Here is a 26,093-nt window from a genome sequence, read left to right as displayed (position 1 = left end):
ATTGACCGGGCATCGGCTCGGATGTTAGACAGCGTTGAGCGATATACGCAATGGGTGTTGCATATGTTGCAACGAACTTCGAGGAGCTTCCCTTGGCAGCCGAACGCCCCACCGGCCACACCGTCGTTCCCGCGCCTTCCGCCCCCGGCGCGTCCCCCGCGTCCCTGGCGTCCGGCCTCGCCGACGAACGCGTCGACCACCGTTTCAAGGCCCTGCCGCCGGACGCCGAGGGCCTGACCGTCGGGGCCCTGGCCGCCGAGCGGCGGAACCTCTTCACCGGCGGTTTCACCACCCCCGTGCTCGCGCTCTCCGCCGAGTCGGTCGCGCACAACCTCGACCTCCTGGAGACGTACGCCGAGCGCCACGGCCTCGCGTTCGCCCCGCACGGCAAGACGTCCATGTCCCCGCAGCTCTTCGTCGACCAGCTGAAGCGCGGCGCGTGGGGCATCACGGCCGCCGTGCCGCACCAGGCGCGGGTCTACCGGGCGTACGGGATCGGGCGGATCTTCCTCGCCAACGAGCTGGTCGACGCCGTCGCCCTGCGCTGGCTGGCCGGCGAGATGACGGCCGACCCGGAGTTCCGCTTCGTCTGTTACGTCGACTCGGTGCGCGGCGTCGAGCTGATGGAGACGGCCCTCGGCGCGGCGGGCGCCACCCGCCCGGTCGACGTGGTCGTGGAGCTGGGCGCGGGCGAGGGCGCGCGCACCGGGGCCCGCACGGAGGCGGACTGCGCGGCGGTGGCCGACGCGGTGGCGGCGGCCGGTTCGCTGCGGCTGGTGGGCGTCGCCGGGTACGAGGGCGAGGTGCCGGACGCCGACCCCGAGCGGGTACGGGCGTGGCTGCGGCGGCTCGTCGGGCTGGCCGCCGACTTCGACGCGGCCGGCCGGTTCCCCGGCGCCGAGGAGATCGTCGTCAGCGCGGGCGGCAGCGCCTGGTTCGACGCGGTCGCGGACGTCTTCGCGGAGATCCCCGAACTGAGCGCCCCGGTCCTGAAGTTGCTCCGCTCGGGTGCGTACGTCTCGCACGACGACGGGCACTACAAGCACCTCACCCCGTTCAACCGCGTTCCCGGGGAAGGCGCGCTGGAGCCTGCCTTCCGCCTCTGGGCGCAGGTCGTCTCCCGGCCCTCCGGCGAGCAGGCGTTCCTGAACGCGGGCAAGCGCGACGCGGCGTACGACCTCGATCTGCCCGAGGCGCAGGTGGTCCGCTCCGGCCGGGACGGCTCGGTCCGGCCCGCCACCGGGGTCACGGTCACCGGCCTCTCCGACCAGCACACCTGGGTGCGCACGGAGGCGGGCACGGAGCTGGAGGTGGGCGACTGGGTCGGCATGGGCCTCTCGCACCCCTGCACCAGCTTCGACAAGTGGCAGCTGATCCCCCTGGTCACGGCGGACGGCACGGTCACCGACTACATCCGCACGTTCTTCTAGAGCCATGGGCCCGCGACACCTGGCCCCTCCCCGATCGGAAAGGTGACCCATGGACCTGGTCCTGCGTGACGCGCTCGTCGTCGACGGCACCGGCGCGCCCTCCTACCGCGCCGATGTGACCCTCGACGGCGGCCGCATAGCCGAGATCCACCCCGAGGGATCCTCCGGCCCCCGCCCCACCGCCACCCGGACGCTCGACGCCGACGGGCTCGCCCTCTCCCCCGGCTTCATCGACATGCACGCCCACAGCGACCTGGCGCTGCTGCGCGACCCCGACCACAGCGCGAAGGCGGCGCAGGGCGTCACCCTCGAAGTGCTGGGCCAGGACGGGCTGTCGTACGCCCCGGCCGACGACCGCACCCTCGCCGAGGTCCGGCGTTCCATCGCCGGCTGGAACGGGGACGGGAGCGACATCGACTTCGACTGGCGCACCGTCGGCGGCTATCTGGACCGTCTCGACCGGAACTTCGGCGGCCAGGGCATCGCGGTCAACGCCGCCTACCTCATCCCGCAGGGCACGGTCCGGATGTACGCGGTGGGCTGGGACGACCGGCCCGCCACCGACGCCGAACTGACCCGGATGAAGGAGCTGGTGGACCAGGGCATGCGGGAAGGCGCCGTCGGCATGTCCTCGGGTCTCACCTACACACCCGGGATGTACGCGGACGACGCCGAACTCACCGAGCTGTGCCGGATGGTGGCCCGCCACGGCGGCTACTACTGCCCGCACCACCGCAGTTACGGGGCCGGGGCGCTCGAAGCCTACGAGGAGATGGTGCGGCTCACCCGGAACGCCGGCTGCGCCCTCCATCTCGCGCACGCCACGATGAACTTCGGTGTGAACAAGGGCAGGGCGCCCGACCTGCTGGCCCTGCTCGACGGAGCGCTCGCCGGCGGGGCCGACATCTCGCTCGACACCTACCCGTACACCCCCGGCTGCACCACCCTGGCGGCCATGCTGCCGAGCTGGGCGAGCGAGGGCGGACCGGAGTCGACCCTCGCCCGGCTCGCGGACGCGGAGAGCGCGGAGCGGATCCGGCACCACCTGGAGGTGCTGGGCTCGGACGGCTGCCACGGGGTCCCGATCGAGTGGGACACCATCGAGATCTCCGGCGTCGGCGCACCGCACCTGGCCGAGTACGTGGGCCGTACGGTGGCGGAGTCGGCGGCGCTGCGGGGCGAGGAGCCCTGGGTGACCGCGCGCCGGCTGCTCACCGGGGACCGGCTCGGGACGACGATCCTCCAGCACGTGGGCCACGAGGAGAACGTCCAGCGGATCATGCGTCACCCCGTGCACACGGGCGGCAGTGACGGCATCCTCCAGGGCGACAAGCCGCACCCGAGGGCGTACGGCACGTTCCCGCAGTATCTGGGCCGGTACGCACGGGAGTTGGGCATCCTCTCCCTGGAGGAGTGCGTGGCCCACCTGACCTCGCGCCCGGCCGCCCGGCTGCGGCTCGCGGACCGGGGCCTGGTGCGCGAGGGGTACCGCGCGGACCTGGTGCTGTTCGACCCGGAAACGGTGGCGGCGGGCTCCACGTTCGAGGAGCCGCGCACCCTTCCGGTCGGCATCCCGCATGTGCTGATCGACGGCCGGTTCGTCATCGAGGACGGCAGACGGACCTCCGCACTGGCGGGCCGGGCGGTCCGTGGAGCGGGCGCCGGAACCGGGGCCGCCTAGCGCTCTCGGGCGAGGCGCTCCCCGCAGCGTGCACCGCGCGGTTCTACGAGGCGTCCGCCGCGCGCTCCGCCGCCCAGGCGAGGTCCTCCTCGGTGGGGGCGTCGTCCTGGGTGAGGGAGCGCCGCCAGTAGCCGCTGAACTCAACGGCGGTCTTCGGCAGTCGCCGCTCCCCGACCAGGTGGCGGCGGAGCGTCCGGACGGCGGAGGCCTCGCCCGCCACCCAGGCCGCGTCCACCCCGTCGAGGTCCGGCCCGGCCTCCCGTACCGCCGTCACCAGCGAGCCGCCCCGGTCCCGGTGCACCCAACGGACCTCGGACCCGCCGGCGGCGGACGGCAGGCCCCGCTCCTCCGCCGCGTCCGCGACCTCGGCGAACACCACGGCCCCGGTATCGGCGGGCAGCGCCTCCAGCACCGTGGCGATCGCCGGGAGCGCCGTCTCGTCCCCGGCGAGGAGCATCCGCCGGGCGGCGGGCAGCGGCCGGGCGTAGAGGGAGGACGGGCCGACCATGCCGAGGACGTCACCGGCCCGGGCCGCCGCACCCCAGCGGGACGCGGGGCCGCCGTCACCATGGAGCACGAAGTCCACGGTCATCACGTTGCGTTCACGGTCGTAGGAGCGGACGGTGAAGCTGCGCATCCAGGGCCGTTCCGCCTCCGGGATCGCGAGGAACGCCTCGTACCAGCGCATGCCGTACGGGTCGTCCGCGTCCTGCTCCGGCAGCCGGGGCACGGTCTGACCGGCGCGCGGCAGGCAGAGCTTCAGCTGCTGGTCGGGGCGGTCCTCCAGCAGGCCGGGCAGTTCGTCGGCGGTGAAGCCGATCCTGGCCGTCCCGGGGGTGATCCGCTCGACCTCCGTGACCCGCACATAGGTGACCGGCAGTGCCTGGCTCATCGTTCCGACCTCTCCCCACACCGATAGCTTACGCTGTAATGAATTACCCGCCGGACGTTACTTTACGCCGTAAGGAGTCGCACGTGGTGGTCTTCGCCGGGCAGGGCGACCCGCGCCGCTCCCTCTCCCTCCTGTGGCGAGCGGACGCCCCGCCCCCGGCGCGCGGCGGCCCGGGTCCCAAGCCCCGGCTGAGCGTCGACGCGATCGTGGCGGCCGCCGTGGCGCTCGCGGACGAGGAGGGGATGGGGGCCCTGTCGATGCGCGCCGTCGGCGACCGGCTCGGGCGCACGGCGATGGCGCTCTACACCTACGTCCCCGGCAAGAGCGAGCTGCTGGACCTGATGTACGACGCCGTCCACGCCGAACTCCCCGCCGGGCGGCCGGAGCCGGCCGACTGGCGGGCGGCGCTCACCGCCTGGGCCGAAGAGATCCTGGAGTTCTACGTCCGGCACCCCTGGGTGCTCCAGGTCTCGCAGGCTCGGCCGGTACTGGGGCCGCACGAGTACGCGGGCCTGGACGCGCTGGTCGCCCTGCTGGGGGCGACCGGTCTCGACGCGGGGTCGCTGAGGCGGCTGGCGGGAACCCTGTTCGCCTATGCGCGGGGCTCGGCACAGACGGTGGCCGACGCCCGGCTGGCCGCGGCGGCGACCGGGAGGTCCGACGAGGAGTGGTGGGCGGCGCGCTCGGCGGCCCTGATGGAGCTGGTCCCGGACTTCGCGGAGCGCTTCCCGGCCGTGAGCCGGCTGGAGGCGGACGGGCCGGTGGAGCCGTACCCGGAAACGGTGGCGGAGGAGGGCGCGGGGGCGATGTCGTATCCGGAGCGGGAGGCCCGTGAGACGTTCCGGGCCGGGCTCGGGGTACTGCTGGACGGGATCGAGGCGGCGCGCGCCCGGCGGGCCCGATAGCGGTCGGGGCCGCCCGGCGCGCGCCGGGGGCTTCGGCTACGGCTTGGGCAGCGCGCAGCCCTCACGGGTCAGGTCGATCTTGCTGCCGGCCCCGACGCACGGGACCATGTTGTACGTCTGCTGGGCGTAGTTGATGCCCTCGCGGACGGTCACCTCGCCGTTCTCGTCGACCTCGCACGGATTGTTGTCCGTGCACTCCTGGCCGCTCTCGTTGCCGGTGTTGTTGACGGCGACCACCTTGCCGGTGGCGTCGTCGATCACCGGCGAGCCGGACGTACCGCCGATGGTCCGGCACTCCGGGGTGTAGCGGACCGAGTCCTTCCAGGTCCACCGGCCCTCCTTGAGCCGGTGGACGAAGCCGTCGATGTCGCAGCTGTAGGTGCGCTTCCAGTAGCCGGAGGCGACCGTGATGGCGGTGCCCGCCGTCGGGTGGGCGGTCTCCAGCTCCAGCGCCCGGATGCCGTGCCTGTCCTCGATCTGCCGGTAGGTGCTGGTGAGTTCGTAGAGCGAGAGATCGGTGTCGGTCATGGTGCCGTACGCGATCTTGCTCGCCCTCAGCGTGCCGACACCCCTGCCCTGGGCGTTGAGCAGGGTGAACGTCCGGGAGGACGGCCGGTCGACGACGACCTCGCCGGGGCCGGGGAAGCCGGTCTCCATGCAGTGCCCGTTGGAGAGCACGAGGGCGGGATCGGTGGGGGCGGAGTCGGGGGTACGGACCACGGAGCCCGAACAGTTGCTGAGTGCGACGGTCCCGGCGAAGGTCACGGCCTTCGCGGCGGGCACGGTGTCCGGTGCGGCGTACATCGTCTGCGGTGCGGCGTACATCGTCTGCGGCGCGGCTTCGGCCGAAACCTCGCGCGCGCTTCCGGCGGGCTCGGCCGCCACGGCGGGCGCTGCACCCGCTCCCAGGAGCAGGGCAGCGAGAAACGCACCGACGAGAGGCTTGTTCATGTGGGGGATCCCCTCCAGTGACGCCAGAGGCCGGAGATCTTCCGGCTTTTGACATGCGCATGCTGGCGCAGATGTCAGGCCATCACAAGAGGTCAGTTCCGGCCGCGGGCCGGACGAGACTCCGCGGACACGGCCTAGGACTGTCCGCGCCCCAGCCCCAGCCCCACCACGGCCTCGGGAGCTGCCCCGGCACCGGCAGCGGCAGCGGCTCCGGCACCGATTCCGGCGTCGGCCTCGGGCGTACCGCGACTGATGTGCTCACGCCCCCACTGACCCAGCGGTTCGAGCGCGGCGTTCAGTGAGAGGCCCAGCGGGGTGAGCGAATACTCCACGCGCGGCGGCACTTCGGCGTACACCTCGCGGTGCACGATGCCGTCGTCCTCCAACTCCTTGAGGTGGGAGCTGAGCACCTTCTCGGTCACCCCGGGCAGGCTCCGGCGCAGCTCACCGAAGCGGCAGGTCCGCTCATTCAACGCCCACAGGATGAGCACCTTCCACTTGCCGCCGATCACGTCCATCGCCGCGTCGATCCCGCAGACGAAAGCCCCCGGCCTCCGTACGATCCGCATCGCCCGCCCCTCCCTCACCTGGTCACTGTCCGCGAGGTAACCACCCACTCCACAGTGCGTACTTGTCACCCCCGGCGCCTCCGACCAGCCTAAGCGTCATGTCCGACAACAACGCCGCTTCCGTCCCGCCCGCCCCTCTCACCCTGCTCGGCCTCGGCGCGATGGGCGTCGCTCTCGCCCGTACCTGGCTCGCCGCCGGGCACCCCCTGACCGTCTGGAACCGCAGCCCCGGCCGGACCGCCGAACTCGCCGCCGCCGGCGCGCGGGTGGCCGCGACGGCGGCGGAGGCGGTCGCCGCGAGTCCGCTCGTCGTCGCGTGCCTCCTGGACGACGCCTCGGTGCGCGAAGCGCTCGCGGAGGCCGATCTCACGGGCAAGGACCTGGTCGACCTCACCACCTCCACCCCGGCCGAGTCGCGCGCCCGGGCCGCCTGGGCGAACGAGCGCGGCGCCCGCTTCCTGGACGGCGGGATCATGGCCGTACCGCCGATGATCGGTGTGCCGGAAGCCGGGGGCTATGTCTTCTACAGCGGTTCGCGCGACGTCTTCGACGCCCACCGCGAGGTGCTGGCCGTGCCCGCCGCCACCCGGTACGTCGGCGCCGACCCCGGTTTCGCCGCGCTCCACGACGTGGCCCTGCTCAGCGCGATGACCGCCATGTTCGCCGGAGCCCGGCACGCGGCGGCACTGGTCCGGAACGCGGGCATCGACCAGAAGGAGTTCGGCGCGCTGCTGGCCGGCTGGCTCACGGCGATGGCCCCGGCGACGGCGGCGTACGCGGGCGGGCCCGTGGCCGAGGACCCCACGAGCCCGGCCGTGGCGGCGGCGGGGGACGCGGCGCTGCTCCGCACGGCACAGGAGCAGGGCGTCGACACGGCCCTGCTGATCGCGTCGGCGGGGTCGGTGGACGGAATGTGACGGCCCGGCCCCGGACCGCTCGCCGGACCGCGCCCGCCCCGTCCTCCGGGCCCCGCCCGCCTCACGCTCCAGCCGCCTGGGCCTCCTTCGCGTACGTCGCCGCCTGGAGCAGCGTCAGACCGGGTTCGGCCCGGCGCAGGACCTTGACGGCCGCCACCGAGTCCGTCGGCCCCTCGTATCCGGCGGCGGCGAGCCGCTGTCGCACCCACCGGCCGCGCAGTTCCGCGTCCGGGCGCGCGGCGGAGTCCTCGGCCAGGGCGAGGGCCAGCTCCAGGCCGGGGCGCTCGGCGTCCGTGGCGGCCTCCAGCGCACGCCGGAGCCCGGCGACGAGGTCGGGGGCGTCGCGGAGGACGAGGACGGCGAGGGGCTGGGGCTTCCGGAACATGCTCATGGGAGCACCGCTACCCGGGGCGGGGCGGATCTCACCCGATCTGAGCGAGATCTGAGCCGCCCCGCCCGGCCCGGGGCCCCCGGTGCGCCGGTCCCAGTCCGCGTCCCCCGTGCGCCGGTCCCGGTCCGCGCCCCCCGTGCGCCGATCCCGGTCCCCCGCGCGCCACCCCCGGTCCGGGTCCTGGTCCCCCATGCGCCCGCCGGTCCCGGTTCCCGGTCCCGGTATCGGTCCGGAGACCGAGGCCGTCCGGGCGCGCACGTCGGTCCACGGCCGGAGGCGCGCCCGCCCCCCGGCTGCGTACGGTCGGCGTATGACTCTCGACCTCGACGCCTACTTCGCCCGCATCGGCTGGACCGGAACGCCCCGCCCCACGCTGGAGGTACTGCGGTCCCTGCACCGCGCCCACCTGACCGGCATCCCGTTCGAGAACCTGGACGCCGTCCTCGGCTCCGCCCCCTCGCTGGCGCTCGACGATCTGGAGGCGAAGCTCGTGCACGGCGGGCGCGGCGGGTACTGCTACGAGCACAACACCCTCCTCTCCACCGCGCTGAGGCAGATCGGCTTCGCCGTGACGCCGCTGACGGCCCGGGTGGTGCTGGGTGCCGCGCCGGGCGACATCCGGCCCCGTACCCACATGCTGATGCGGGTGGACGTGGCGGGCGAGCCGCACCCGTATCTGGCGGACGTCGGCTTCGGGACGGTCGGTGCCCTGCTGGAGCCGATCGAGCTGGTGGAGGGCGCCGAACTGTTCGACGCGCCGCGCCACCACCGCCTGGTCCACGCACCGCACCACGGTCCGCTGCCCATGTGGGAGCTCCAGGCCGAGAAGGGCGGGTCGTGGGAGCCGCAGTACGGATTCACCCTGGAGCCGTACGAGAAGCCGGACTACGAAGTGATCAACTGGTTCATCGCGACGCATCCGCGCTCACCGTTCCGGCAGGCGGTGTACGCGCAGCGCACCCGGATCGGCTCCCACCTCGCCCTCTCCGGGCTCGACCTGGTGGAGACGGCCGACGACGGCACGATCCGGGAGCGGCGGCTGAAGGACGGCGACGAGGCGCTGCGCGTCCTGGCGGACGACTTCGGCATCCGGCTCCCGGAGGGGGCCCGGCTGCCGGAGTGACGGCACCGGGCGGCCGGGCCGGCGACGCCCGGCGGCGAACGGGCGCGCCCGCCCGGGCGGGGGCGGACGGGAGCTGGACGCGGGCCCGTGCCGGGGTGCGGACGGGGCCTGTCCGGCCCTCGCGTGGCGCATCTCACCCGTCCCGGCCGCACACGCCTCCTTTCCAAGCCCCGACGCCGCCCCGACCGGGCGATCCCACGGTCCGGGGCGGCGGCGGGCATGGCGATGGAAGACGGGGCGGGGCGGGGAGGCACCCCGGAGGGAGTACGCCGGGAGCAATCCCCGCGCACCTCGCGAAACGCCGCCGTAAGCTCGCGGACATGCAGGTCATCCAGTCCACGAAGCTCTCCAACGTCTGTTACGAGATCCGGGGTCCCGTGCTGGAGGAGGCGATGCGGCTGGAAGCGGCCGGTCAGCGCATCCTCAAGCTGAACACGGGCAACCCCGCCGCGTTCGGGTTCGAGTGCCCGCCGGAGATCCTCGAGGACATCCTGCGCAACGTCGCGGGCGCGCACGGTTACGGCGACGCGAAGGGCCTGCTGTCCGCGCGCCGCGCGGTGATGCAGCACTACCAGACCAAGGGCATCGAGCTCGACGTCGAGGACATCTACCTGGGCAACGGCGTCTCCGAGCTGATCCAGATGTCGATGCAGGCGCTGCTGGACGACGGCGACGAGGTGCTCGTACCGGCTCCCGACTATCCGCTGTGGACCGCCTCGGTCTCGCTGGCGGGCGGGACGGCCGTGCACTACCGGTGCGACGAGCAGGCCGACTGGATGCCGGACCTCGCGGATGTCGAGCGGAAGATCACCGACCGCACCAAGGCCCTGGTGATCATCAACCCGAACAACCCGACCGGTGCGGTGTACGACGACGCGATGCTGCGCGGTCTCACCGAGATCGCCCGGCGGCACAACCTGATCGTCTGCTCCGACGAGATCTACGACCGGATCCTCTACGACGGCGCGACCCACACCCCGACGGCGGCGCTGGCCCCGGACCTCATGGTGCTGACCTTCAACGGGCTCTCCAAGAACTACCGGGTGGCGGGCTACCGCTCCGGCTGGATGGCCGTCTGCGGGCCGAAGGCGCACGCCACCTCGTACATCGAGGGGCTGACGATCCTCGCCAACATGCGGCTCTGCGCCAACATGCCCTCGCAGCACGCGGTGGCCACCGCGCTCGGCGGGCGGCAGTCGATCCAGGACCTGGTGCTGCCGGGCGGCCGAATCCTGGAGCAGCGGGACGCGGCGTACGACCTGCTGACCTCGATCCCCGGGGTGACCTGCGTGAAACCGAAGGGGGCGCTGTACCTCTTCCCCCGGCTCGACCCCAAGGTCTACAAGATCAAGGACGACCGGCAGATGGTGCTGGACCTGCTGCGGGCCGAGAAGATCATGGTCGTGCAGGGCACCGGCTTCAACTGGCCCGAGCCCGATCACTTCCGGATCGTCACACTCCCGACGGTCGAGGACCTGACCGACGCCGTGACCCGCATCGGCACCTTCCTGGACGGTTACGGACAGCCTTAGAGCCATCACCCATCCGGATCGTGCACAACTTTAGACTCATTCCAATGTAGGATGGTTCCACGCACCATCGGGAGGCCATCCATGTACGAGCCGATCCGCAGCCCCTCGGTCCACACCCCGGCCGACGACGCGGACTTTCCGCGCCGCAGCCGCGAGGAGGAGCTGGACATCCAGCTCGCCGGGCATCTGGCCGCCCTCCTCGCGGTCACCGACGAGCTGGGCCTCACCGCGGCGGGCGACCGTATCGCCGAGCAGGTGGCCCGGCTGCGCGGCGCTCCGCCCGCCCGGCACGCCGGTCTGACCGACGCCACCCCCGCGGACCTCCACCGCCGCGCCCACGCCCTCGCGGGCCGCGCCCTGCTGGTGGCCGCGTCCCGCGCGGACACGACCGCCGCCATCCTCTCCGCGGTACGGATGGACGCCCACACCGCGGCCCTCGCCGCCTCCGCCGGACCCGCCCCCTCCGGGCAGTTGGTCGGCGCCCGCTGACGGCCCCGGTCCGCGTGCCGGCGAGGCGGGCGGACCGGGTGCCACGGCCCTGCCCACCGGGGCCGTTGCGTTCTGGGATGGCCCCTTCATCTGCCGTCCACCCAACTCGGCCCGGAATGTGGGTTTCCGCGAGCACGCTGCGCGGGTGAGACGCATCGTGGGAATCGTCCTGGCGGTCGTGCTGATCGCCGGTGTGGCAGCGGCCGTCGCCCTGGGCCGCGACAGCGGGGCCAGCGGCACGGCCGCGAAGACCGTGCGCGGAGTGATCGGGTCGGAGAAGGCCGAGTTCTTCGCCGACCCCGACACCGTGAAGACCCTCGCGGCCAAGGGGTTCACCGTCCGGACGGAGACCTCCGGGTCCTGGGCGATGGACCGACTGCCCCTGAAGGGCTACGACTTCGCCTTCCCCGGCTCCAAGGCCCCGGCCGATGAGCTGCGCCGGGGGGCCGACGCCCAGGGCGGCCCGCTGCGGCCGTTCTACTCGCCGCTCGTCGTGGTGGCCCACCGCAACGCGGCCGAGGTCCTCGCGGCCAACGGGCTGGCCCGGCTGCGGGCGCCCGGCGGGTCGAAGTTCACCACGCAGGGGACGCTGCTCATGGGCCCCTACCTGGCGGCGGCCGAGGACGACCGGACCTGGCAGCAGCTCAAGGGCGCGTCCGGGCAAGCCGAGTTGAGCGGCACGGTGTTCATCACGAGCACCGACCCCGTCACCTCCAACTCCGGCGCGCTCTACCTCGCCGCCGCCTCGTACGTCGCCGACGACGGCCGGGTCGCCACGGACGCGAAGGCCGTGGAGCGCACCGGGCCCCTGATGCGCAAGCTCGTCCAGGTGCAGGGGGCGCAGCAGACCAGCAGCGACGCGCCGTTCCGGGACTTCATCAGCGGAGTGGGCAACCCCCTCGTCCTGGTCTACGAGTCACAGGTGGCCTCGCTCCTGATGCGCAGCCAGCGGCAGGAGATCGGCGACCTCGTCGTCCTCTACCCGGACACCACGGTGTCCAGCGATCACACCCTCGTACCGCTGACCGACCACGGCCGCGAACTCGGCGAGCTGCTCTCCACCGACCCCGGGCTGCGGGAGCTGGCGGTACGGCACGGCTTCCGGCCCCAGGGCGCGGCTGCCGAGTTCATCGCCGCGACCGCGGACCACACCGCCTACATCGACCAGCGGCTGACCGGCGTACGCCAGGCGCCCGTGCCCACCGCGGAGGTGCTGCGCTCGATGGCACGGCGGGCACGCGGCTGACAACGCCCCCGCCCGCACCCTGTTCCCGCGGCCCCGGCAGCCGGGCCTGTTCCCGGCTCCGGACCCGCACTCGCAGCACAGGAGACGCCACCATGCCCCAGGACGCCGGAGCCCGGAACGCCGGGCGTCATGACGCCGGACCCCAGGACGCCAGCCCCCGGAACGCCGGACAGCAGAACGCCGGACCGCAAGACGCCAGCCATCGGAACGCCGGGCCCCAGGATCCCCGACGGCCGTTCGACCCGCCGACCACCCCGCTCGTGCTCACCCCGCCCGCACCCGTCGCCCCCGTACGCGCCGAACAGGCCACCGGACTCGTCCCGGTCGCGGAGGCCGTGCGCGCCGACCTGGTCCGGCGTGCCGAGGAGTTCATCGACGGTCTCGCCGAGCTCGACGCGCGCTCCCCCGCATTCGGTGCGCGGGTCGGCGAGATCGCCGCGCTCGGGCAGGGCGACATCCGCGGCGCCGCCCAGCAGTCCAACCGGATGCTGGACCGCACCGTCCGCGCGCTGGCGTCCGGCGAGGGGGACGCCTCGGCCCGGGTGGGGTCCTCGCTGGTCGAGCTGCGCCGCACGGTGGAGGACCTCGATCCGCGCGACACCCCGGGGCGCGGGGCCCGCCGGCTGCTGTCCCGGCTGCCGGGCGGGCGCCGGCTGCGCGACCACGTCGCGAAGTACGCCTCCGCCAGGGGGACTCTCGACCGGATCGTCGGTTCGCTCCGCGGCGGCCAGGACGAACTGCTGCGCGAAAACGCCGCGTTGCACACCGAGCGCACCCGCCTCTGGGACTCCATGGGCACGTTGCAGGAGTACGCGGTGCTCACCGAGGCCCTCGACGGTGTCGTGGAGCGGCGCATCGCGGAGGCCGAGGCGGCGGGCGATCCGGTACGGGCGGACGCGCTGCGGGCCGACGTCCTCTTCCCCGTGCGGCAGAAGCACCAGGACCTGCTGACGCAGATCGCGGTCTGCGCCCAGGGGTACCTGGCGATGGACGTCGTGCGGCGCAACAACGACGAGCTGATCAAGGGCGTCGACCGGGCGGCCACCACCACCGTGTCCGCCCTGCGGATCGCGGTGATGCTGTCCTCGGCGCTGGAGAACCAGCGCCGGGTGACCGAGCAGGTACAGGTGCTGCGCTCGACCACCGAGGACCTGATCCGGGGCAACGCGGAGATGCTCGCCACGCAGAGCGGGGAGATCCAGCGCATCGCCGCCGACCCCGCGGTCGGCGTCGAGACCCTGCGCACCGCTTTCGGGCAGATCTACGCGACGCTCGACGCCATCGACACGTACAAGACGCGGGCGACCGAGACCATGGCCGCCACCGTGGAGTCGCTGACCGCCGAACTCCAGGAGGCCGCAGCCCGGTTGGAACGCAGCCGGGCCGCCGACTCCGCGCTGGACGGGGGCCGCTCATGAGAAGCCGCCGCCCGGAGCCCGTACGCCGGGCCGAGCGCACCCCACCCGAGCGGCCCCGGGCCGACAGGCCCCAGACCGAACGCACCCAGGCCGACAGGCCCCCGGCCGATCGGACCCCGCCCGGACGCACACCGACCGGACGCACACCGACCAAGCGGGCCCCGGCCGAACGCCCCCGGCCCGGCGCCCGCGCGACGCCCGGCCGCCGCCGGCTCCGGCGCGCCTTCCTTCCGCTGCTGGCCGCCGCCCTGATCGCCCCGCTCGCCGCCTGCACGACGGACCGGGGCGCCGAACGGGACGCCGGCCGGGGCGGCGGTGACGACGGACGGCCTCGCACGGGGACCGTCCGCGTGCTGGCGTCCAGCGAACTCGCGGACATGAAGCCCCTGTTGGAGAAGGCACGCGAGGCGACCGGGATCACCGTGCGGCCCACCTGGGCAGGCACGCTGGACGCCGTGGAGCGCCTGGCGTCCGGGAAGGCGGACGGGGCGTTCGACGCGGTGTGGCTGTCGTCCAACGACTATCTGCGCCTCGATCCGGAGGCAGCCCGCCGGATCGCGTCCGAGACCCCGCTGATGGCCTCCCCGGTCGCCCTCGGAGTGCGGCCCGCGACGGTGCGGCGGCTCGGCTGGGACGCCGGGGCGGTCAGCTGGGCGCAGGTCCACCGGGCGGTCGCGGCCGGGGACCTGACGTACGGGATGACCGACCCGAGCCGCTCCAACTCCGGTTTCGCCGCACTGATCTCGGTGGCGTCCGGGCTCTCCGGCGCGCAGGCGGCGCTCACCGACGCCGACGTCCGCGAGGCCGCGCCGAAGCTGAAGGAGTTCTTCGCCGGGCAGCGGCTGACCTCCGGCTCCTCGGGCTGGCTGGCCTCCGCGTACGCCCGGCGCTCCACGGTGGACGCGCTGATCAACTACGAGTCGGTGCTGCTGTCGCTGAACCGGGACACCGGTGCCGGGCTGACGGTGATCCGCCCCCGCGACGGGGTGGTGACCGCCGACTACCCGCTGAGCGCCCTCACCGGGGCCACGCCCGACGCCCGGGACGCCGTACGGGCCCTGGCGGAGCACTTCCGGTCCACCGGGGCGCAGCGGGAGATCACCGCACGGACCCTGCGCCGGCCGGTCGTCGCCGCCGCGCGCCCCGCCGATCCGCTCTCCCCCGAGCAGCGCCGCGAACTGCCGTTCCCCGGTACGCGGTCGGTCGCGGACGGGCTGCTCGCCGCGTACGAGCACCGGCTGAGGCGGCCGTCGCGGACCGTGTACGTGCTGGACACCTCCGGGTCGATGAAGGGCGGGCGGCTGGCGCGGCTGAAGTCCGCGCTGAACGGGCTGACCGGCGGCCTCCGGGAGCGCGAACAGGTCACGCTGCTGCCGTTCGGGTCCACCGTCAAACAGGTCCGCACGCACACGGTCGACCCGGCGGACCCGAAGGCGGGCCCGGCGGCGCTCCGGGCGGACGCCGCCGCGCTGACGGCCGAGGGGGACACCGCGATCTACTCGTCGCTCGCCGCCGCCTACGACCACCTCGGCCCGGACACCGAGTCCGTGTTCACCTCCATCGTGCTGATGACGGACGGCGAGAACACGGCGGGCCGGTCGGCGGCGGAGTTCACGGCGTTCTACCGGGCGCTGCCCGCCGCGCGCCGGGTCACCCCGGTGTTCCCGGTCGTGTTCGGCGACTCCGACCGCTCGGAGCTGGCCTCGATCGCGGCGCTGACCGGCGGCCGGCTCTTCGACGGGACGGAGGAGGAGGGCCCCGGTTCGCTGGACGGGGCGTTCGAGGAGATCCGTGGCTACCAGTAGAAAGCAGGCCGGAGAGGGACCGGCGGCAGCCGGCAGAGGCCGGGGCGGAGGCCGGTCCGCGGCGGCCCGGGTCGTCGGCTATCTGGAGTCGGCCCGGAATCTGACCGGCAGCGCCGCGGCCCTCGGCGGTCTCGCCCTCACCTTCGCCGGGTTCGCCGGGGCGTACTGGCCGGTGGTGGTCGGCGGGCTGTACGGGGCGGGCGCGCTGCTCGCCGCGCCGGGCCGGCCGCCCGCCCCGGCGTTCGAGGACCCGTCGTCCCGGCTGGACGGACTGCGGGCCGACCTCGTGACCCTGCGGGCGTATCTGGACCGGGTGGACCTGCCGGCCGCCGCGACGGAGCGGCTCGCCGCGCTGACCGGCCTGCTGGACGGGCTGCTGGCCCCCGGCTGGGTCTCCGAGGCGCTGGCGGACGATCCGGAGGGCGTGCACGTGGTGGCGCGGGCGGTGCGCCGGGACGTTCCGGAGTCCGTCGACGCGTATCTGCGGACCCGGTGGTGGACGCGGCTCGCGCCGGGCGCGCGGGCTCCGGAGGAGGAGCTGGAGCGGCAGGTGGCGCTGCTGCACGGGGAGGCGCAGGAGCTGGTGGACGGGTTGCGGGAGGCGGAGGAGCTGCGCCAGCGGTCCCACACGAGGTATCTGGAGGACCGGGGCGGGGGCGTGGGCGGCGGTCTGCGGCGCACGCCTCCCGCCGGGAAGGAGCGGCCCCCGGAACCGTGAGGGGGTTCCGGGGGCCGGGAGGGTGTCCTTGGTCGGGGACAGGCCCTCCGGGGCTGTCGGCGAGGACAGGCCCCGTACCGCGGCGGGTCGTTCGGCCCCACAGGTCAGGGCGGATGTCCGACGGACCCGGCCGCGGGGTTCAGCGGGAGCCCGGGGCCAGCAGGAGCCCCGGGGCCAGCGGGAGCCCGGGGCGGCCCGGCCCAGGCGGAGCGTGGCGCTCGGCCCAGGCGGAGCCCGGGGCGGCCCGGCCCAGGCGGAGCCCCGGGGCTCAGCCCAGGCGCTTCACCAGCGCGTGGTACTCGTCCCACAGCTCCTTCGGCGTGTGGTCGCCGAAGGTGTTGAGGTGCTCGGGGACCAGGGCGGCCTCCTCGCGCCAGACCTTCTTGTCGACCGTGAGCAGGAAGTCGAGGTCGGCCTCGGAGAGGTCCAGGCCCTCGGTGTCGAGCGCGCCCTTGGCCGGCAGGATGCCGATCGGGGACTCGACGCCCTCGCCCTTGCCCTCCAGGCGCTCCACGATCCACTTCAGGACGCGGCTGTTCTCGCCGAAGCCGGGCCAGACGAACTTGCCCGCGTCGTTCTTGCGGAACCAGTTCACGTAGTAGATCTTCGGCAGCTTGGCCTGGTCCTTGTCGGCACCGACCTTGACCCAGTGGTTCATGTAGTCGCCCATGTTGTAGCCGCAGAACGGCAGCATGGCGAACGGGTCGCGGCGCAGCTCGCCGACCTTGCCCTCGGCGGCGGCGGTCTTCTCGGAGGCGACGTTGGCCCCGAGGAAGACGCCGTGCTGCCAGTCGAAGGACTCGGTGACCAGCGGGACGGCGGAGGCGCGGCGGCCACCGAAGAGGATCGCGGAGATCGGCACGCCCTTGGGGTCCTCCCACTCGGGCGCGATGATCGGGCACTGCCCGGCGGGGACGGTGAAGCGGGCGTTGGGGTGGGCGGCGGGCGTGCCGGACTCGGGGGTCCAGTCGTTGCCCTTCCAGTCGGTGAGGTGCGCGGGCGCCTCCTCGGTCATGCCCTCCCACCAGACGTCGCCGTCGTCGGTGAGCGCGACGTTGGTGAAGACGGAGTTGCCCCACATGGTCTTCATGGCGTTGGCGTTGGTGTGCTCGCCGGTGCCGGGCGCGACGCCGAAGAAGCCGGCCTCGGGGTTGATCGCGTAGAGGCGGCCGTCCTCGCCGAACCGCATCCAGGCGATGTCGTCGCCGATGGTCTCCACGGTCCAGCCGGGGATGGTGGGCTCCAGCATGGCGAGGTTGGTCTTGCCGCAGGCCGAGGGGAAAGCTGCGGCGACGTACTTCGACTCCCCGCGCGGCGGCGTGAGCTTCAGGATGAGCATGTGCTCGGCGAGCCAGCCCTCGTCGCGGGCCATGACGGACGCGATGCGCAGGGCGTAGCACTTCTTGCCGAGCAGGGCGTTGCCGCCGTAGCCGGAGCCGTACGACCAGATCTCGCGGTCCTCGGGGAAGTGCGAGATGTACTTGGTGGTGTTGCAGGGCCACGGGACGTCCTCCTGGCCCTCCTCCAGGGGAGCGCCCAGGGTGTGGACGGCCTTCACGAAGAACCCGTCGGTGCCCAGCTCGTCCAGGACGGCCTGGCCCATGCGGGTCATGGTGCGCATGGAGACGGCGACGTACGCGGAGTCGGTGATCTCGACGCCGATGGCGGAGAGCGGCGAGCCGACGGGCCCCATGCAGAAGGGCACGACGTACATGGTCCGCCCGCGCATGGACCCACGGAAGACACCGTCCGCACCGGTGAAGATCTCCCGCATCTCGGCGGGGTCCTTCCAGTGATTGGTCGGACCCGCGTCCTTCTCCTCCTTGGAGCAGATGAACGTACGGTCCTCGACGCGGGCGACATCGCTCGGGTCGGACGCGGCGTAGTACGAGTTCGGCCGCTTGGTCTCGTCCAGCTTGGTGAACGTGCCCTTGGCCACGAGCTCCCCGCACAGGCGCTCGTACTCGGCCTCGGAGCCGTCGCACCAGACCACCCGGTCCGGCTGGGTGATCGCTGCGATCTCGTCGACCCAGGAGACCAGCTCCTGGTGGTGGGTGGGGACGGTGAGGGGAGCCGCGATGTCGCGCGCCACGATCGCTCCTAGTTGAGGGTGTCAGTTGTCTTAAGGCCCCGTGGGGGCTGCGACCCGGATGCTTCGTCCCTTCGAATTCCCCTGGCGCTCATCCGGTGCCGACTGCACTCATTTGATCATCCGGCTGTTCCGCCCATATGTCCAGGGGGGCTCACACGTGAGCATCGCCACTCATTTGCGCCCCAAATCCGCTACTTACGGTGGCGTAGGTAGCATGCGGACATGACTGACGACGCCGCTAGCGCCGCGCCCCCGGGCCCCGTCGTACTCGACCCCGTCCCCGTCAAACCACGGATGCGCGGCTGGCTGCACGCCGGGATGTTCCCGGCGGTGGTGATCGCCGGCATCACCCTGATCGCCCTGACCGACAGCACGATGGGCCGGATAGCCTGCGGCGTCTACATCCTCAGCGCCTGTCTGCTGTTCGGTGTCAGCGCGGTCTACCACCGCGGCACCTGGGGGCCGCGCGGAGAGGCGGTGCTCCGCCGCCTGGACCACGCGAACATCTTCCTGATCATCGCGGGCACCTACACCCCGCTGACGCTGCTCCTGCTCCCCGAGTCCACCGCCCGGCCCCTGCTGTGGGCGGTCTGGGCGGCCGCGGCGGCGGGCATCGCCTTCCGGGTGTTCTGGGTCGGCGCGCCGCGCTGGCTCTACACCCCGTGCTACATCGCGATGGGCTGGGCGGCGGTCTTCTTCCTGCCCGACTTCATGCGGACCGGCGGCATCGCGGTCCTGGTCCTCGTCGTGGTCGGCGGTCTGCTGTACAGCGCGGGCGGTGTGATCTACGGGATCAAGAAGCCGAACCCGTCGCCGCGCTGGTTCGGCTTCCACGAGGTCTTCCACTCGCTGACGCTGGCCGCGTTCATCGCGCACTACGTGGGCATCTCGCTGGTGGCGTACCAGCACGGGTGAGCGCTGAGGGGTTACGCACGAGGGGCCGGCCGCACGAGACGACCGGCCCCTCACCCCTGTGCGGCCCTCACCCGCCGAGCTTGGCCGCCAACTCCCCCGCGTCCGTCGTCGGCGCGTCGCACACGAAGTGGCGGCAGACGTACGCGGTCGGCTCCCCGCCCACCAGCGGCCGGTCCACCAGCAGCGGGAACTCGGTCCCCGCTCCCGGGCCCTCCCCGGCCGCGACCACCGCGCCCGGGGCCCGCCCCAGCAGCGCCGTACGGTGCAGCTCCCCGCCGACCGGCCCGGCGACGGCGACCTCACGGGGCCCGTCCAGCAGCGCCTCGGCCACCGCGAGACCCCAGCCGACGAACCGGGGCACGCGCGGCCCCAGCGCCTTCACCACACCGAGCGCCCCTTCGGCGGCGGTCCGGTGGGCCTCGGACCCGGTGTACGCGGCGTACGAGAGCAGCGCGCCGGCCGCCGCGGTCCAGCCGGACGGGGTGGCGCTGTCCGTCGGATCCTGCGGCCGGCGGATCAGCTGCTCGGCGTCATGAGCGGTGTCATACAGCTGCCCGCCCTCGCCTGTGAACTGCTCCAGCACGATGTCCAGCAGAAACCCGGCGAACTCCAGCCAGGCCCCCTCCCCCGTCACGGCCGCCAGCGCGAGGAAGCCCTCGGCCACGTCGCCGTAGTCCTCCAGCACCCCGGCGTTGTCGCCCGCGCGCCCGTCCTTGGAGGTACGGGTCAGCCGGGCCACCTCGCCCAGATGCACCCGGACCAGCAGATCGGCGGCCTCGGTGGCCCGCTCCACCAGGTCCGGCCGGTCGAAGTACGCGCCGGTCTCGGCGAGCGCGGCGATGGCGAGCCCGTTCCAGGCGGCGACCACCTTGTCGTCCCGCCCCGGGCGCGGCCGCTCCGCGCGGGCCGCCAGCAGCCGGGCCCGTACGTCCGCGACCCGGACGGCGTCCACGGGCCCCGTGTCCCCCGGCAGCCGGAGCACGGAGGCCCCCTCCTCGAACGTCCCCTCCTCCGTCACCCCGAAGTACGCGGCGGCGAAGGCGCCGTCGTCCTCGCCCAGCACCTCACGCAACTGCGCGGGCGTCCACACGTAATAGGCGCCCTCGACATGCCGTCCGTCGGCGTCCTCGCTGTCCGCGTCCAGCGCGGAGGCGAAGCCGCCCTCGGCGGTCCGCAGCTCCCGCACCATGAAGTCGGCGGTCTCCAGAGCGATCCGACGGGCCTCGTCCGACCCGGTGGCACGCCACAGATGGGCGTACACGCGGCAGAGCAGGGCGTTGTCGTAGAGCATCTTCTCGAAGTGCGGCACCACCCACTCCCGGTCCACGGAGTACCGCGCGAAGCCCCCGCCGAGCTGGTCGTAGATCCCGCCACGAGCCATGGCCGAGCAGGTGTCGGCGGCCATCTGGAGGGCCCCCTCCGAACCCGTACGGGCGTAGTGACGCAGCAGGAACTCCACCGCCATGGACGGCGGGAACTTGGGCGCGCCCCCGAATCCCCCGTGCTGCTCGTCGTACTCCCGGGTCAGCCCGAGCAGCGCCTGCGCGGTCTCCTGCTCCCCCGGCACCCCGTCGCCACCGTGCACCAGCGAACGCCCCGCCAGATCCGCGACGATCCGCCCGGCGACCTCGGCGACCTCCTCGCGCCGGCCGGTCCAGGCGGCCGTCACGCCTTCCAGGACCTGCTGGAAGGAGGGCGAACCGTGCCGGGCCTCGGGCGGGAAGTAGGTCCCGAAGTAGAAGGGTTCGGCGTCCGCAGTGAGAAAGACGGTCATCGGCCACCCGCCGTGCCCGGTGGCCGCCTGGACGGCCTCCATGTACACGGCGTCGACATCGGGCCGCTCCTCCCGGTCGACCTTCACCGACACGAAGTGCGCGTTGAGGTAGGCGGCGACGGTCTCGTCCTCGAACGACTCGTGGGCCATCACATGACACCAGTGGCACGCGGAGTAGCCGACCGACAGCAGAACGGGTACGTCGCGCCGTTTCGCTTCCTCGAACGCCTCGGGTCCCCACGGCCACCAGTCGACCGGGTTGTCAGCATGCTGAAGCAGATAAGGCGAGGTCACACCAGCCAACCGGTTCATACGGCCCAGCCTCTCACAGCGCCTGACACGGCCGGTGAAGCACTGACGAGCACACCTCACTTGGCCGAATTGCACTTGTGCGCCATCACGTGGTGGGCTCCTCGATCCCCCTCCAGGCCGGGCAGCCCAGCACCTCGGAACAGTAGGCTGGGCGCAGCAGAACCGGACCTGCCGAGGCTCCTCGAAGGAGGTACACCATGTCCGCCGAGATGGTGGCGCCCGCGTGGATGCACATGCAGATCAGCGCGGAGCAGTACGACTCCTGGTCCGAGGAGCAGTGCGCCGGCATCGAGATCGTGGACGGGATGGTCGTCGTGAGCCCGAGCGCCTCCAAGCGGCACAACCGGCTGGCTCGGATCCTGGCCAATGCCCTGGACGCCGCCGCGGGCCCGGACTGGAACGCAGACACGGACTTCGACGTCCGCCTGCAGGACGTTCCACTCACCAACCGCCGCCCGGACGTCACCGTCTACCGGGCGGAAACCATCGATCTCACACCCACCCGCCCCGAGCACGTGCTCCTGGTCGTCGAGGTCGTGTCGCCCGGTTCGGAGACCACTGACCGGATCGTGAAGGTGGACCAGTACGCCAAGGCCGGCATCCCCTTCTACTGGCGCATCGAACAGGCCGCTACTGGCGTTCCGATCGTCTACACCTACGTCCTCGACCCCGCCACCAAGGCCTATAGGGACGGCGAAATGTTCACCGGCGCGATCAGGACTGCCGCTCCGTTCCCCGTCTCTGTCGACCTCGGAACCGCCTGAGAGGGGAAAGAGCTCACGTCTGCATCGGCGCTTCTCGCCTCAGGGTGGTGCCGCGACTGACGGCGGACCGGACCGTGGTGGTCACGGTACTGATCACCTATGCAATCCCGGACGACGCCCCTCCCCTGCGTCCGCCAACCCCTGAGGCTTAGGCCGCCGTCGACAGGCTTCTAGCAGACTCCACCCTGCTCATGGGATTTCCCGGGCTAGATACACGTCGAAGCGCCCGTAGTCACGGAGCGTGCCTCTTTGAGGGTAAATACATGTGCGAGCGACCTTGACTTTCATGGTGAGATCATCGGCCTCGCACCACTGGACGAGATTACCCACCTTCATTCCCACACAGCCTCCCTGATCACGTACTTGCGCATCCCAGATGACGGCCGGAGGCATCACTGCAGGAAGCAGCAAGATAATCCTGGGCGCTCGGCAAAGACGTCGCATGCGCGGCAGCCAGGATCTGGACCAGCTCCACCAGCACACGAGCGGTCGACTGCGGCCGGACAGCACAGGCGCTGCACAAGGGAGCACCGCACGACACATGGGGGCCACCAGCAACGCGGCCGGTGAGGGGTCGATGGGAAACAGAAATCTGGACATTTCATATCCCGGAAGCCGCTTGGAAGCAATTCACCATCGGCCGCAGTAATCAATTCCACGACCCCAGAAATGCAGATAAAATTACAATAATTCCATTGACGAAGAGGTTTACTGTCGGCTTCGCCTGGATATCTTGCGGACTACACCATGGAGGACACGGATGTACGCATCAATCGTGACAGCTGGAGCCGGTGTCGCAATCGCGATTATGGTCTTCTGGATGGATCACCGAGGTGAAGTTCGCAGGTCTCTCAGAAAGGAACGGATCAATTGGGTTAGTAGCCAGCTAAAAGACCTATACGGCCCGCTTCTCGTTTTGGCGGAAACTAACGAAAGAGCATGGAGAGAATATCGCAGCACATACTTTCCACTCGATCCGGAAGAATCGCCAGAGCGCTCGCTGACCGAGTCGGTGTCGACGCGTTGGCACGTGTGGGTTAAGACGGTATTCGCCCCAAGGGCCCAACAGATAAGAGAAATCGTCACCACTCGCGGAGATCTCATTATTGAAAGAGAGATGCCGTCAGTGGTACTTGACTTCTGCGCCCATGCAGCGACCTACGATGCCCTATTGGCCGACTGGGAAACCGTTGCCGTCAACGATTCTACGTTGATCCGTCACCCGGGAAGCGGTTTTCTATCGTACGTGCGCGAATCTTACATCACGCTCAAAGTCGAGCAAGAGGAACTACTGAAATCAAACCGACGCCCATGACAACTTGGCCCTTTGACAGTGAGTGGCTGAAGAGAAGAGCTCCCTCATGAAAGTGTTCTTGAGTTGGTCCGGAGAGCGCTCCAGGAAAGTTGCCGAAGCTCTCAAGCGCTGGCTTCCGGATGTTATCCAAGAGATTGATCCATGGGTCTCAAGTCAAGACATCGCCAAAGGCGGTAGGGGAATGGATGAGCTCGCCCACGAACTTGCCGCAACGGATTTCGGGATTATTTGCGTGACTCCCGAGAACAAAGCATCGACGTGGATCAACTTCGAAGCAGGGGCACTTGCAAAACAATTTGAGATTGCACGTGTCACCCCGTTCCTCATCGGTATGAAGATTACAGACCTAACCGGACCGCTATCCAAGTTCCAGGCAACCGTAGGGGGAAATCGGCAAGACGTCCGGAAGCTCATTGGCGACCTGAACAAGGCATCATCCGGGCGAACGGTTTCTGAGGATCGTCTTGAACGATCATTCACGCGAAGTTGGCCCGAATTGGAAAGCGCCCTCCAGGAGGCCCAAAAAGTACTCCTCCCAGGAGGTGTGCGAAATACAGCTGAACGGTCCGAGGCGGAGATGCTTGAGGAAATTCTACTGCTGGTTCGAAAACTAGAATACCGTGGAGTGAGCCTAGAAGGGGAAGTGAATCAAGCAGAAGAAAAGCTGTCGCGCAGCCGACGCATCAGCGAAGATGAGTTCATCCTGGCATCATTTACGAAAATCGGATGGCGGGTAACTAAGTCCTCATGGGGAAATACTGAGGTGAGTATTACTGCACGACACCCGACAGACGGTAGCGCATTCTTGTCACGCGCTTTCATTGAACGTTTGGCCAAGTCTCTAAGCAGACCTGTGGTCGTAATGAACGAGTCAGGGGACGCACTATTCCGCAGCAGCGCCGGCCTACCTTAGTGTGCGCGCCATCGATTCATCGGTCGAACTTCTCTTCTACAGGCATCGGCATGTTCTCTGTCTTCTTGAAATTCAGTTTCTCGATCTTCTCTTCCTGAACCCACGCATTCCACGCTTTAATGTAAATTGCCACTTGCTCACGCATGGTATATCGACGCTTGGCACCCCTCTTCTTCATATGAGGGACCTTGGTCAGAGCGAGCCGCGGATCTCCAACTTCAAGGTTTGCACCTGAGGTTAGTCCGTCAATCCAACTTTCCGCCTTCACTGCAGGAGCCGCCTCAGTCGTGACAAAATATCCCACCGCCATTCCAGTTTGACTAGCAAATACATGCTTAGAAATCTCACGGCCCATCGCCACTGCATCTCGATACATTCCGCTATCCTCGTTATAGGCCGCAAGAATCCGACCGTTCGCGATTCGAGCCCCATTGCCACTCCATGAGGAATCTGGCATGTTTTTAAACAGAATGACGTGACGAATCGTGGAGTAAAGCACGGGGAGATACTTCTCACCGGTGGAAGAAAGAGTGTCCACACCGCTTCGACGCTTCCCGGTATCCAGGACAGGAAAGGCCGTTCTCGGAAGTCCTTCAAAAACGTAAATCCACACTGCGACGCCGGCCTTGATGACGGCATTCAATCGGTGCTGCCCGTCAAGTAGAAATCCAGTATCAAGAGGCCCGTCGAGGGCAATTCCCTGGTGCGTCAACTGCCACTCTCCGCGGATAATTGAATCAGCCAAGAAATCTACTTGCCCCCAGTCCAAGCGACGATTTACTACTGTTCGGGACAGCAGGATCTCCGCCATCCCTGGAGTGATTTGAACGAGACGGGGCGTGGGCGCATCCAGAGGAAACCCGCTATCGATGACCATTCCAAAAGCCTACTGGACTTGACTACGAAACGTCACCGAACAGGTAGATTGATCGATGATGAACGTTTACATTCAAAAATCGATCGCTGCAGCCAAGTTCACTTCAGTGGAAAGCCACTGAACGAAACGCTTCCTGTCCGATGCGGCAATTTTCTAGAATGCTAAGAAGTCATCGCATTTGGGGGACTCGGTGGTCTGTGAGTCATGGTGGGGACCGTTGAGCGGCTGGTGACGGACGAGTTGTGGGAACTGTTCCAGCGGGTGGTGCCGGAGGCGCCGTCGCGGCCGCAGGGCGGGGGCGTCGACACGGCGACCGGGAGGTGCTGGCCGTAATCGTCCTCGTAACTACGTCGGGTTGTACCTGGCAGCAGTTACCTTCGGCGTCGTTCGGCCCGTCCTGGGCGGCCGCCCTCCGGCGGTTCTCGAAGTGGTCGAAGGCCAGGGTCTGGGCCAAGCTCCACCGCCTGGTCCCGACGAACTCGGCGCCCGAGGCGAGATGGACTCGCGCTGCGCGATCAACTCGGTGAACATGCGGGCCCTGAAAAGGGGGACCTGACAGGCCCGAAACCTGTCGACCGGGGCAAGTACGGCTCGAGGATCCACCTGATCGCGGAACGATCAGGTGCCCGTATCCGTCGGCATCTCCGGGGCCAACCTGCACGACAGCCAGGCCCTGATCCTGCTCGTGAAGGGCATCCCGCCCATCCGCTCGCGCCGCAGCCGACGACGACGTTATCCCGGCAAACTTCACGCCGGCAAGGACTACAACTACACCCACCTGCGGCGATGGTGACGTGAAGGCGGCATCGCCCGCAAGGGAGCCGAGCCCTCGCAACGGCTGGCCCGCCACCGCTGGACCGTGGAGCGCACCGTGGCCTGACTCGCCGACTGCCGCCGCCTCCACCGACGCTACGAACGCAAGGCTGATCACTTCCTCGCCTTTACCAGTATCGCCTGCCCCTCATCTCCCGCCTCAGGCTCGCCAAATGAGATGACTCTTTGATGGCAACCATCCCCTCCGCAGCGGCAGTTAGCTTGGGAAGACTACCGGCCAGACGCAGCGC

General features: G+C 70.4%; 22 protein-coding genes and 1 pseudogene. 16 read left to right on the top strand and 7 right to left on the bottom strand.

Annotated elements, in window-relative coordinates:
• The first annotated feature begins 92 nt into the window (after positions 1 to 92).
• Both PSQ21_RS23615 and PSQ21_RS23610 read left to right on the top strand, forming a co-directional pair.
• Positions 93 to 1,430, top strand: a complete 1,338-nt coding sequence (locus PSQ21_RS23615; RefSeq protein WP_274032768.1) for an alanine racemase — start codon at positions 93 to 95, stop codon at positions 1,428 to 1,430.
• 49 nt (positions 1,431 to 1,479) lie between these two features.
• Positions 1,480 to 3,111 (top strand): N-acyl-D-amino-acid deacylase family protein, encoded by a 1,632-nt coding sequence (locus PSQ21_RS23610; RefSeq protein WP_274032766.1) that lies wholly within the window; start codon positions 1,480 to 1,482, stop codon positions 3,109 to 3,111.
• 43 nt (positions 3,112 to 3,154) lie between these two features.
• Here the strand turns inward: PSQ21_RS23610 and PSQ21_RS23605 are convergent, their stop codons facing one another.
• Positions 3,155 to 4,003, bottom strand: coding sequence for a siderophore-interacting protein (locus PSQ21_RS23605; RefSeq protein WP_274032764.1), 849 nt, complete (start codon positions 4,001 to 4,003; stop codon positions 3,155 to 3,157).
• Between the two features lie 83 nt (positions 4,004 to 4,086).
• Between PSQ21_RS23605 and PSQ21_RS23600 the strand changes: the two genes are divergently transcribed.
• Positions 4,087 to 4,908, top strand: a complete 822-nt coding sequence (locus PSQ21_RS23600) for a TetR/AcrR family transcriptional regulator (RefSeq protein WP_274032763.1) — start codon at positions 4,087 to 4,089, stop codon at positions 4,906 to 4,908.
• Between the two features lie 36 nt (positions 4,909 to 4,944).
• Here PSQ21_RS23600 and PSQ21_RS23595 read toward each other — a convergent pair whose 3' ends face one another.
• Complete coding sequence (locus PSQ21_RS23595; RefSeq protein WP_274032762.1) at positions 4,945 to 5,859, bottom strand: S1 family peptidase; 915 nt, start codon at positions 5,857 to 5,859, stop codon at positions 4,945 to 4,947.
• A 134-nt stretch (positions 5,860 to 5,993) separates the two neighbouring features.
• A complete protein-coding gene (locus PSQ21_RS23590) occupies positions 5,994 to 6,428 on the bottom strand; it encodes a winged helix-turn-helix transcriptional regulator (RefSeq protein ID WP_274032760.1) in 435 nt (144 codons plus the stop codon).
• Between the two features lie 98 nt (positions 6,429 to 6,526).
• Here PSQ21_RS23590 and PSQ21_RS23585 point away from each other — a divergent pair, with 98 nt between their 5' ends.
• A complete protein-coding gene (locus PSQ21_RS23585; RefSeq protein WP_274032759.1) occupies positions 6,527 to 7,345 on the top strand; it encodes an NAD(P)-dependent oxidoreductase in 819 nt (272 codons plus the stop codon).
• 61 nt (positions 7,346 to 7,406) lie between these two features.
• Here the strand turns inward: PSQ21_RS23585 and PSQ21_RS23580 are convergent, their stop codons facing one another.
• Positions 7,407 to 7,736, bottom strand: coding sequence for a hypothetical protein (locus tag PSQ21_RS23580; RefSeq protein WP_274032756.1), 330 nt, complete (start codon positions 7,734 to 7,736; stop codon positions 7,407 to 7,409).
• A 310-nt stretch (positions 7,737 to 8,046) separates the two neighbouring features.
• Here PSQ21_RS23580 and PSQ21_RS23575 point away from each other — a divergent pair, with 310 nt between their 5' ends.
• From PSQ21_RS23575 to PSQ21_RS23545, 7 genes are all read left to right on the top strand, one after another.
• On the top strand, positions 8,047 to 8,859 hold the full coding sequence (locus tag PSQ21_RS23575; RefSeq protein ID WP_274032755.1) for an arylamine N-acetyltransferase family protein: 813 nt from the start codon (positions 8,047 to 8,049) through the stop codon (positions 8,857 to 8,859).
• 320 nt (positions 8,860 to 9,179) lie between these two features.
• Positions 9,180 to 10,391 (top strand): pyridoxal phosphate-dependent aminotransferase, encoded by a 1,212-nt coding sequence (locus PSQ21_RS23570; protein ID WP_274032753.1) that lies wholly within the window; start codon positions 9,180 to 9,182, stop codon positions 10,389 to 10,391.
• Between the two features lie 81 nt (positions 10,392 to 10,472).
• Positions 10,473 to 10,880 (top strand): SCO4983 family protein, encoded by a 408-nt coding sequence (locus PSQ21_RS23565; RefSeq protein ID WP_274032751.1) that lies wholly within the window; start codon positions 10,473 to 10,475, stop codon positions 10,878 to 10,880.
• Positions 10,881 to 10,998: 118 nt separating this feature from the next.
• Positions 10,999 to 12,126, top strand: coding sequence for a hypothetical protein (locus PSQ21_RS23560; protein ID WP_274032750.1), 1,128 nt, complete (start codon positions 10,999 to 11,001; stop codon positions 12,124 to 12,126).
• 92 nt (positions 12,127 to 12,218) lie between these two features.
• Complete coding sequence (locus PSQ21_RS23555) at positions 12,219 to 13,544, top strand: toxic anion resistance protein (RefSeq protein ID WP_274032749.1); 1,326 nt, start codon at positions 12,219 to 12,221, stop codon at positions 13,542 to 13,544.
• On the top strand, positions 13,541 to 15,349 hold the full coding sequence (locus tag PSQ21_RS23550; protein WP_274032748.1) for a vWA domain-containing protein: 1,809 nt from the start codon (positions 13,541 to 13,543) through the stop codon (positions 15,347 to 15,349). Before PSQ21_RS23555 ends, PSQ21_RS23550 begins: the two co-directional genes overlap by 4 nt.
• Positions 15,350 to 15,431: 82 nt before the next feature.
• Positions 15,432 to 16,067 carry a hypothetical protein gene (locus PSQ21_RS23545; RefSeq protein WP_274035899.1) on the top strand — a complete coding sequence of 212 codons (636 nt, stop codon included), beginning with the start codon at positions 15,432 to 15,434 and terminating at the stop codon, positions 16,065 to 16,067.
• A 268-nt stretch (positions 16,068 to 16,335) separates the two neighbouring features.
• Here the strand turns inward: PSQ21_RS23545 and PSQ21_RS23540 are convergent, their stop codons facing one another.
• Positions 16,336 to 18,159 carry a phosphoenolpyruvate carboxykinase (GTP) gene (locus PSQ21_RS23540; RefSeq protein ID WP_274032747.1) on the bottom strand — a complete coding sequence of 608 codons (1,824 nt, stop codon included), beginning with the start codon at positions 18,157 to 18,159 and terminating at the stop codon, positions 16,336 to 16,338.
• A 222-nt stretch (positions 18,160 to 18,381) separates the two neighbouring features.
• On the opposite strand from PSQ21_RS23540, the gene trhA reads away from it, so the two are divergent.
• Positions 18,382 to 19,074 (top strand): PAQR family membrane homeostasis protein TrhA, encoded by a 693-nt coding sequence (trhA, locus tag PSQ21_RS23535; RefSeq protein WP_274032745.1) that lies wholly within the window; start codon positions 18,382 to 18,384, stop codon positions 19,072 to 19,074.
• 67 nt (positions 19,075 to 19,141) lie between these two features.
• Here the strand turns inward: trhA and PSQ21_RS23530 are convergent, their stop codons facing one another.
• Positions 19,142 to 21,160, bottom strand: a complete 2,019-nt coding sequence (locus PSQ21_RS23530; RefSeq protein WP_274032743.1) for a thioredoxin domain-containing protein — start codon at positions 21,158 to 21,160, stop codon at positions 19,142 to 19,144.
• A 197-nt stretch (positions 21,161 to 21,357) separates the two neighbouring features.
• Here PSQ21_RS23530 and PSQ21_RS23525 point away from each other — a divergent pair, with 197 nt between their 5' ends.
• From PSQ21_RS23525 to PSQ21_RS23515, 3 genes are all read left to right on the top strand, one after another.
• Positions 21,358 to 21,924: a Uma2 family endonuclease gene (locus PSQ21_RS23525; protein ID WP_274032742.1), complete on the top strand. Its 567-nt coding sequence runs from the start codon at positions 21,358 to 21,360 to the stop codon at positions 21,922 to 21,924.
• Between the two features lie 760 nt (positions 21,925 to 22,684).
• Complete coding sequence (locus PSQ21_RS23520) at positions 22,685 to 23,239, top strand: hypothetical protein (protein WP_274032740.1); 555 nt, start codon at positions 22,685 to 22,687, stop codon at positions 23,237 to 23,239.
• A 46-nt stretch (positions 23,240 to 23,285) separates the two neighbouring features.
• On the top strand, positions 23,286 to 24,152 hold the full coding sequence (locus tag PSQ21_RS23515; protein ID WP_274032739.1) for a TIR domain-containing protein: 867 nt from the start codon (positions 23,286 to 23,288) through the stop codon (positions 24,150 to 24,152).
• A 16-nt stretch (positions 24,153 to 24,168) separates the two neighbouring features.
• Here the strand turns inward: PSQ21_RS23515 and PSQ21_RS23510 are convergent, their stop codons facing one another.
• Positions 24,169 to 25,029, bottom strand: coding sequence for a hypothetical protein (locus tag PSQ21_RS23510; protein ID WP_274032738.1), 861 nt, complete (start codon positions 25,027 to 25,029; stop codon positions 24,169 to 24,171).
• Positions 25,030 to 25,233: 204 nt separating this feature from the next.
• Between PSQ21_RS23510 and PSQ21_RS23505 the strand changes: the two are divergent.
• Positions 25,234 to 26,032 (top strand): annotated as a pseudogene (locus PSQ21_RS23505) (IS5 family transposase).
• Positions 26,033 to 26,093: the final 61 nt, after the last annotated feature.

The sequence above is a fragment of the Streptomyces sp. MMBL 11-1 genome, from assembly GCF_028622875.1.
GTDB lineage: Bacteria > Actinomycetota > Actinomycetes > Streptomycetales > Streptomycetaceae > Streptomyces.
The sequence above is the reverse complement of the archived record's forward strand: the minus strand, read 5'-3'. Positions and strand labels throughout refer to the sequence as shown.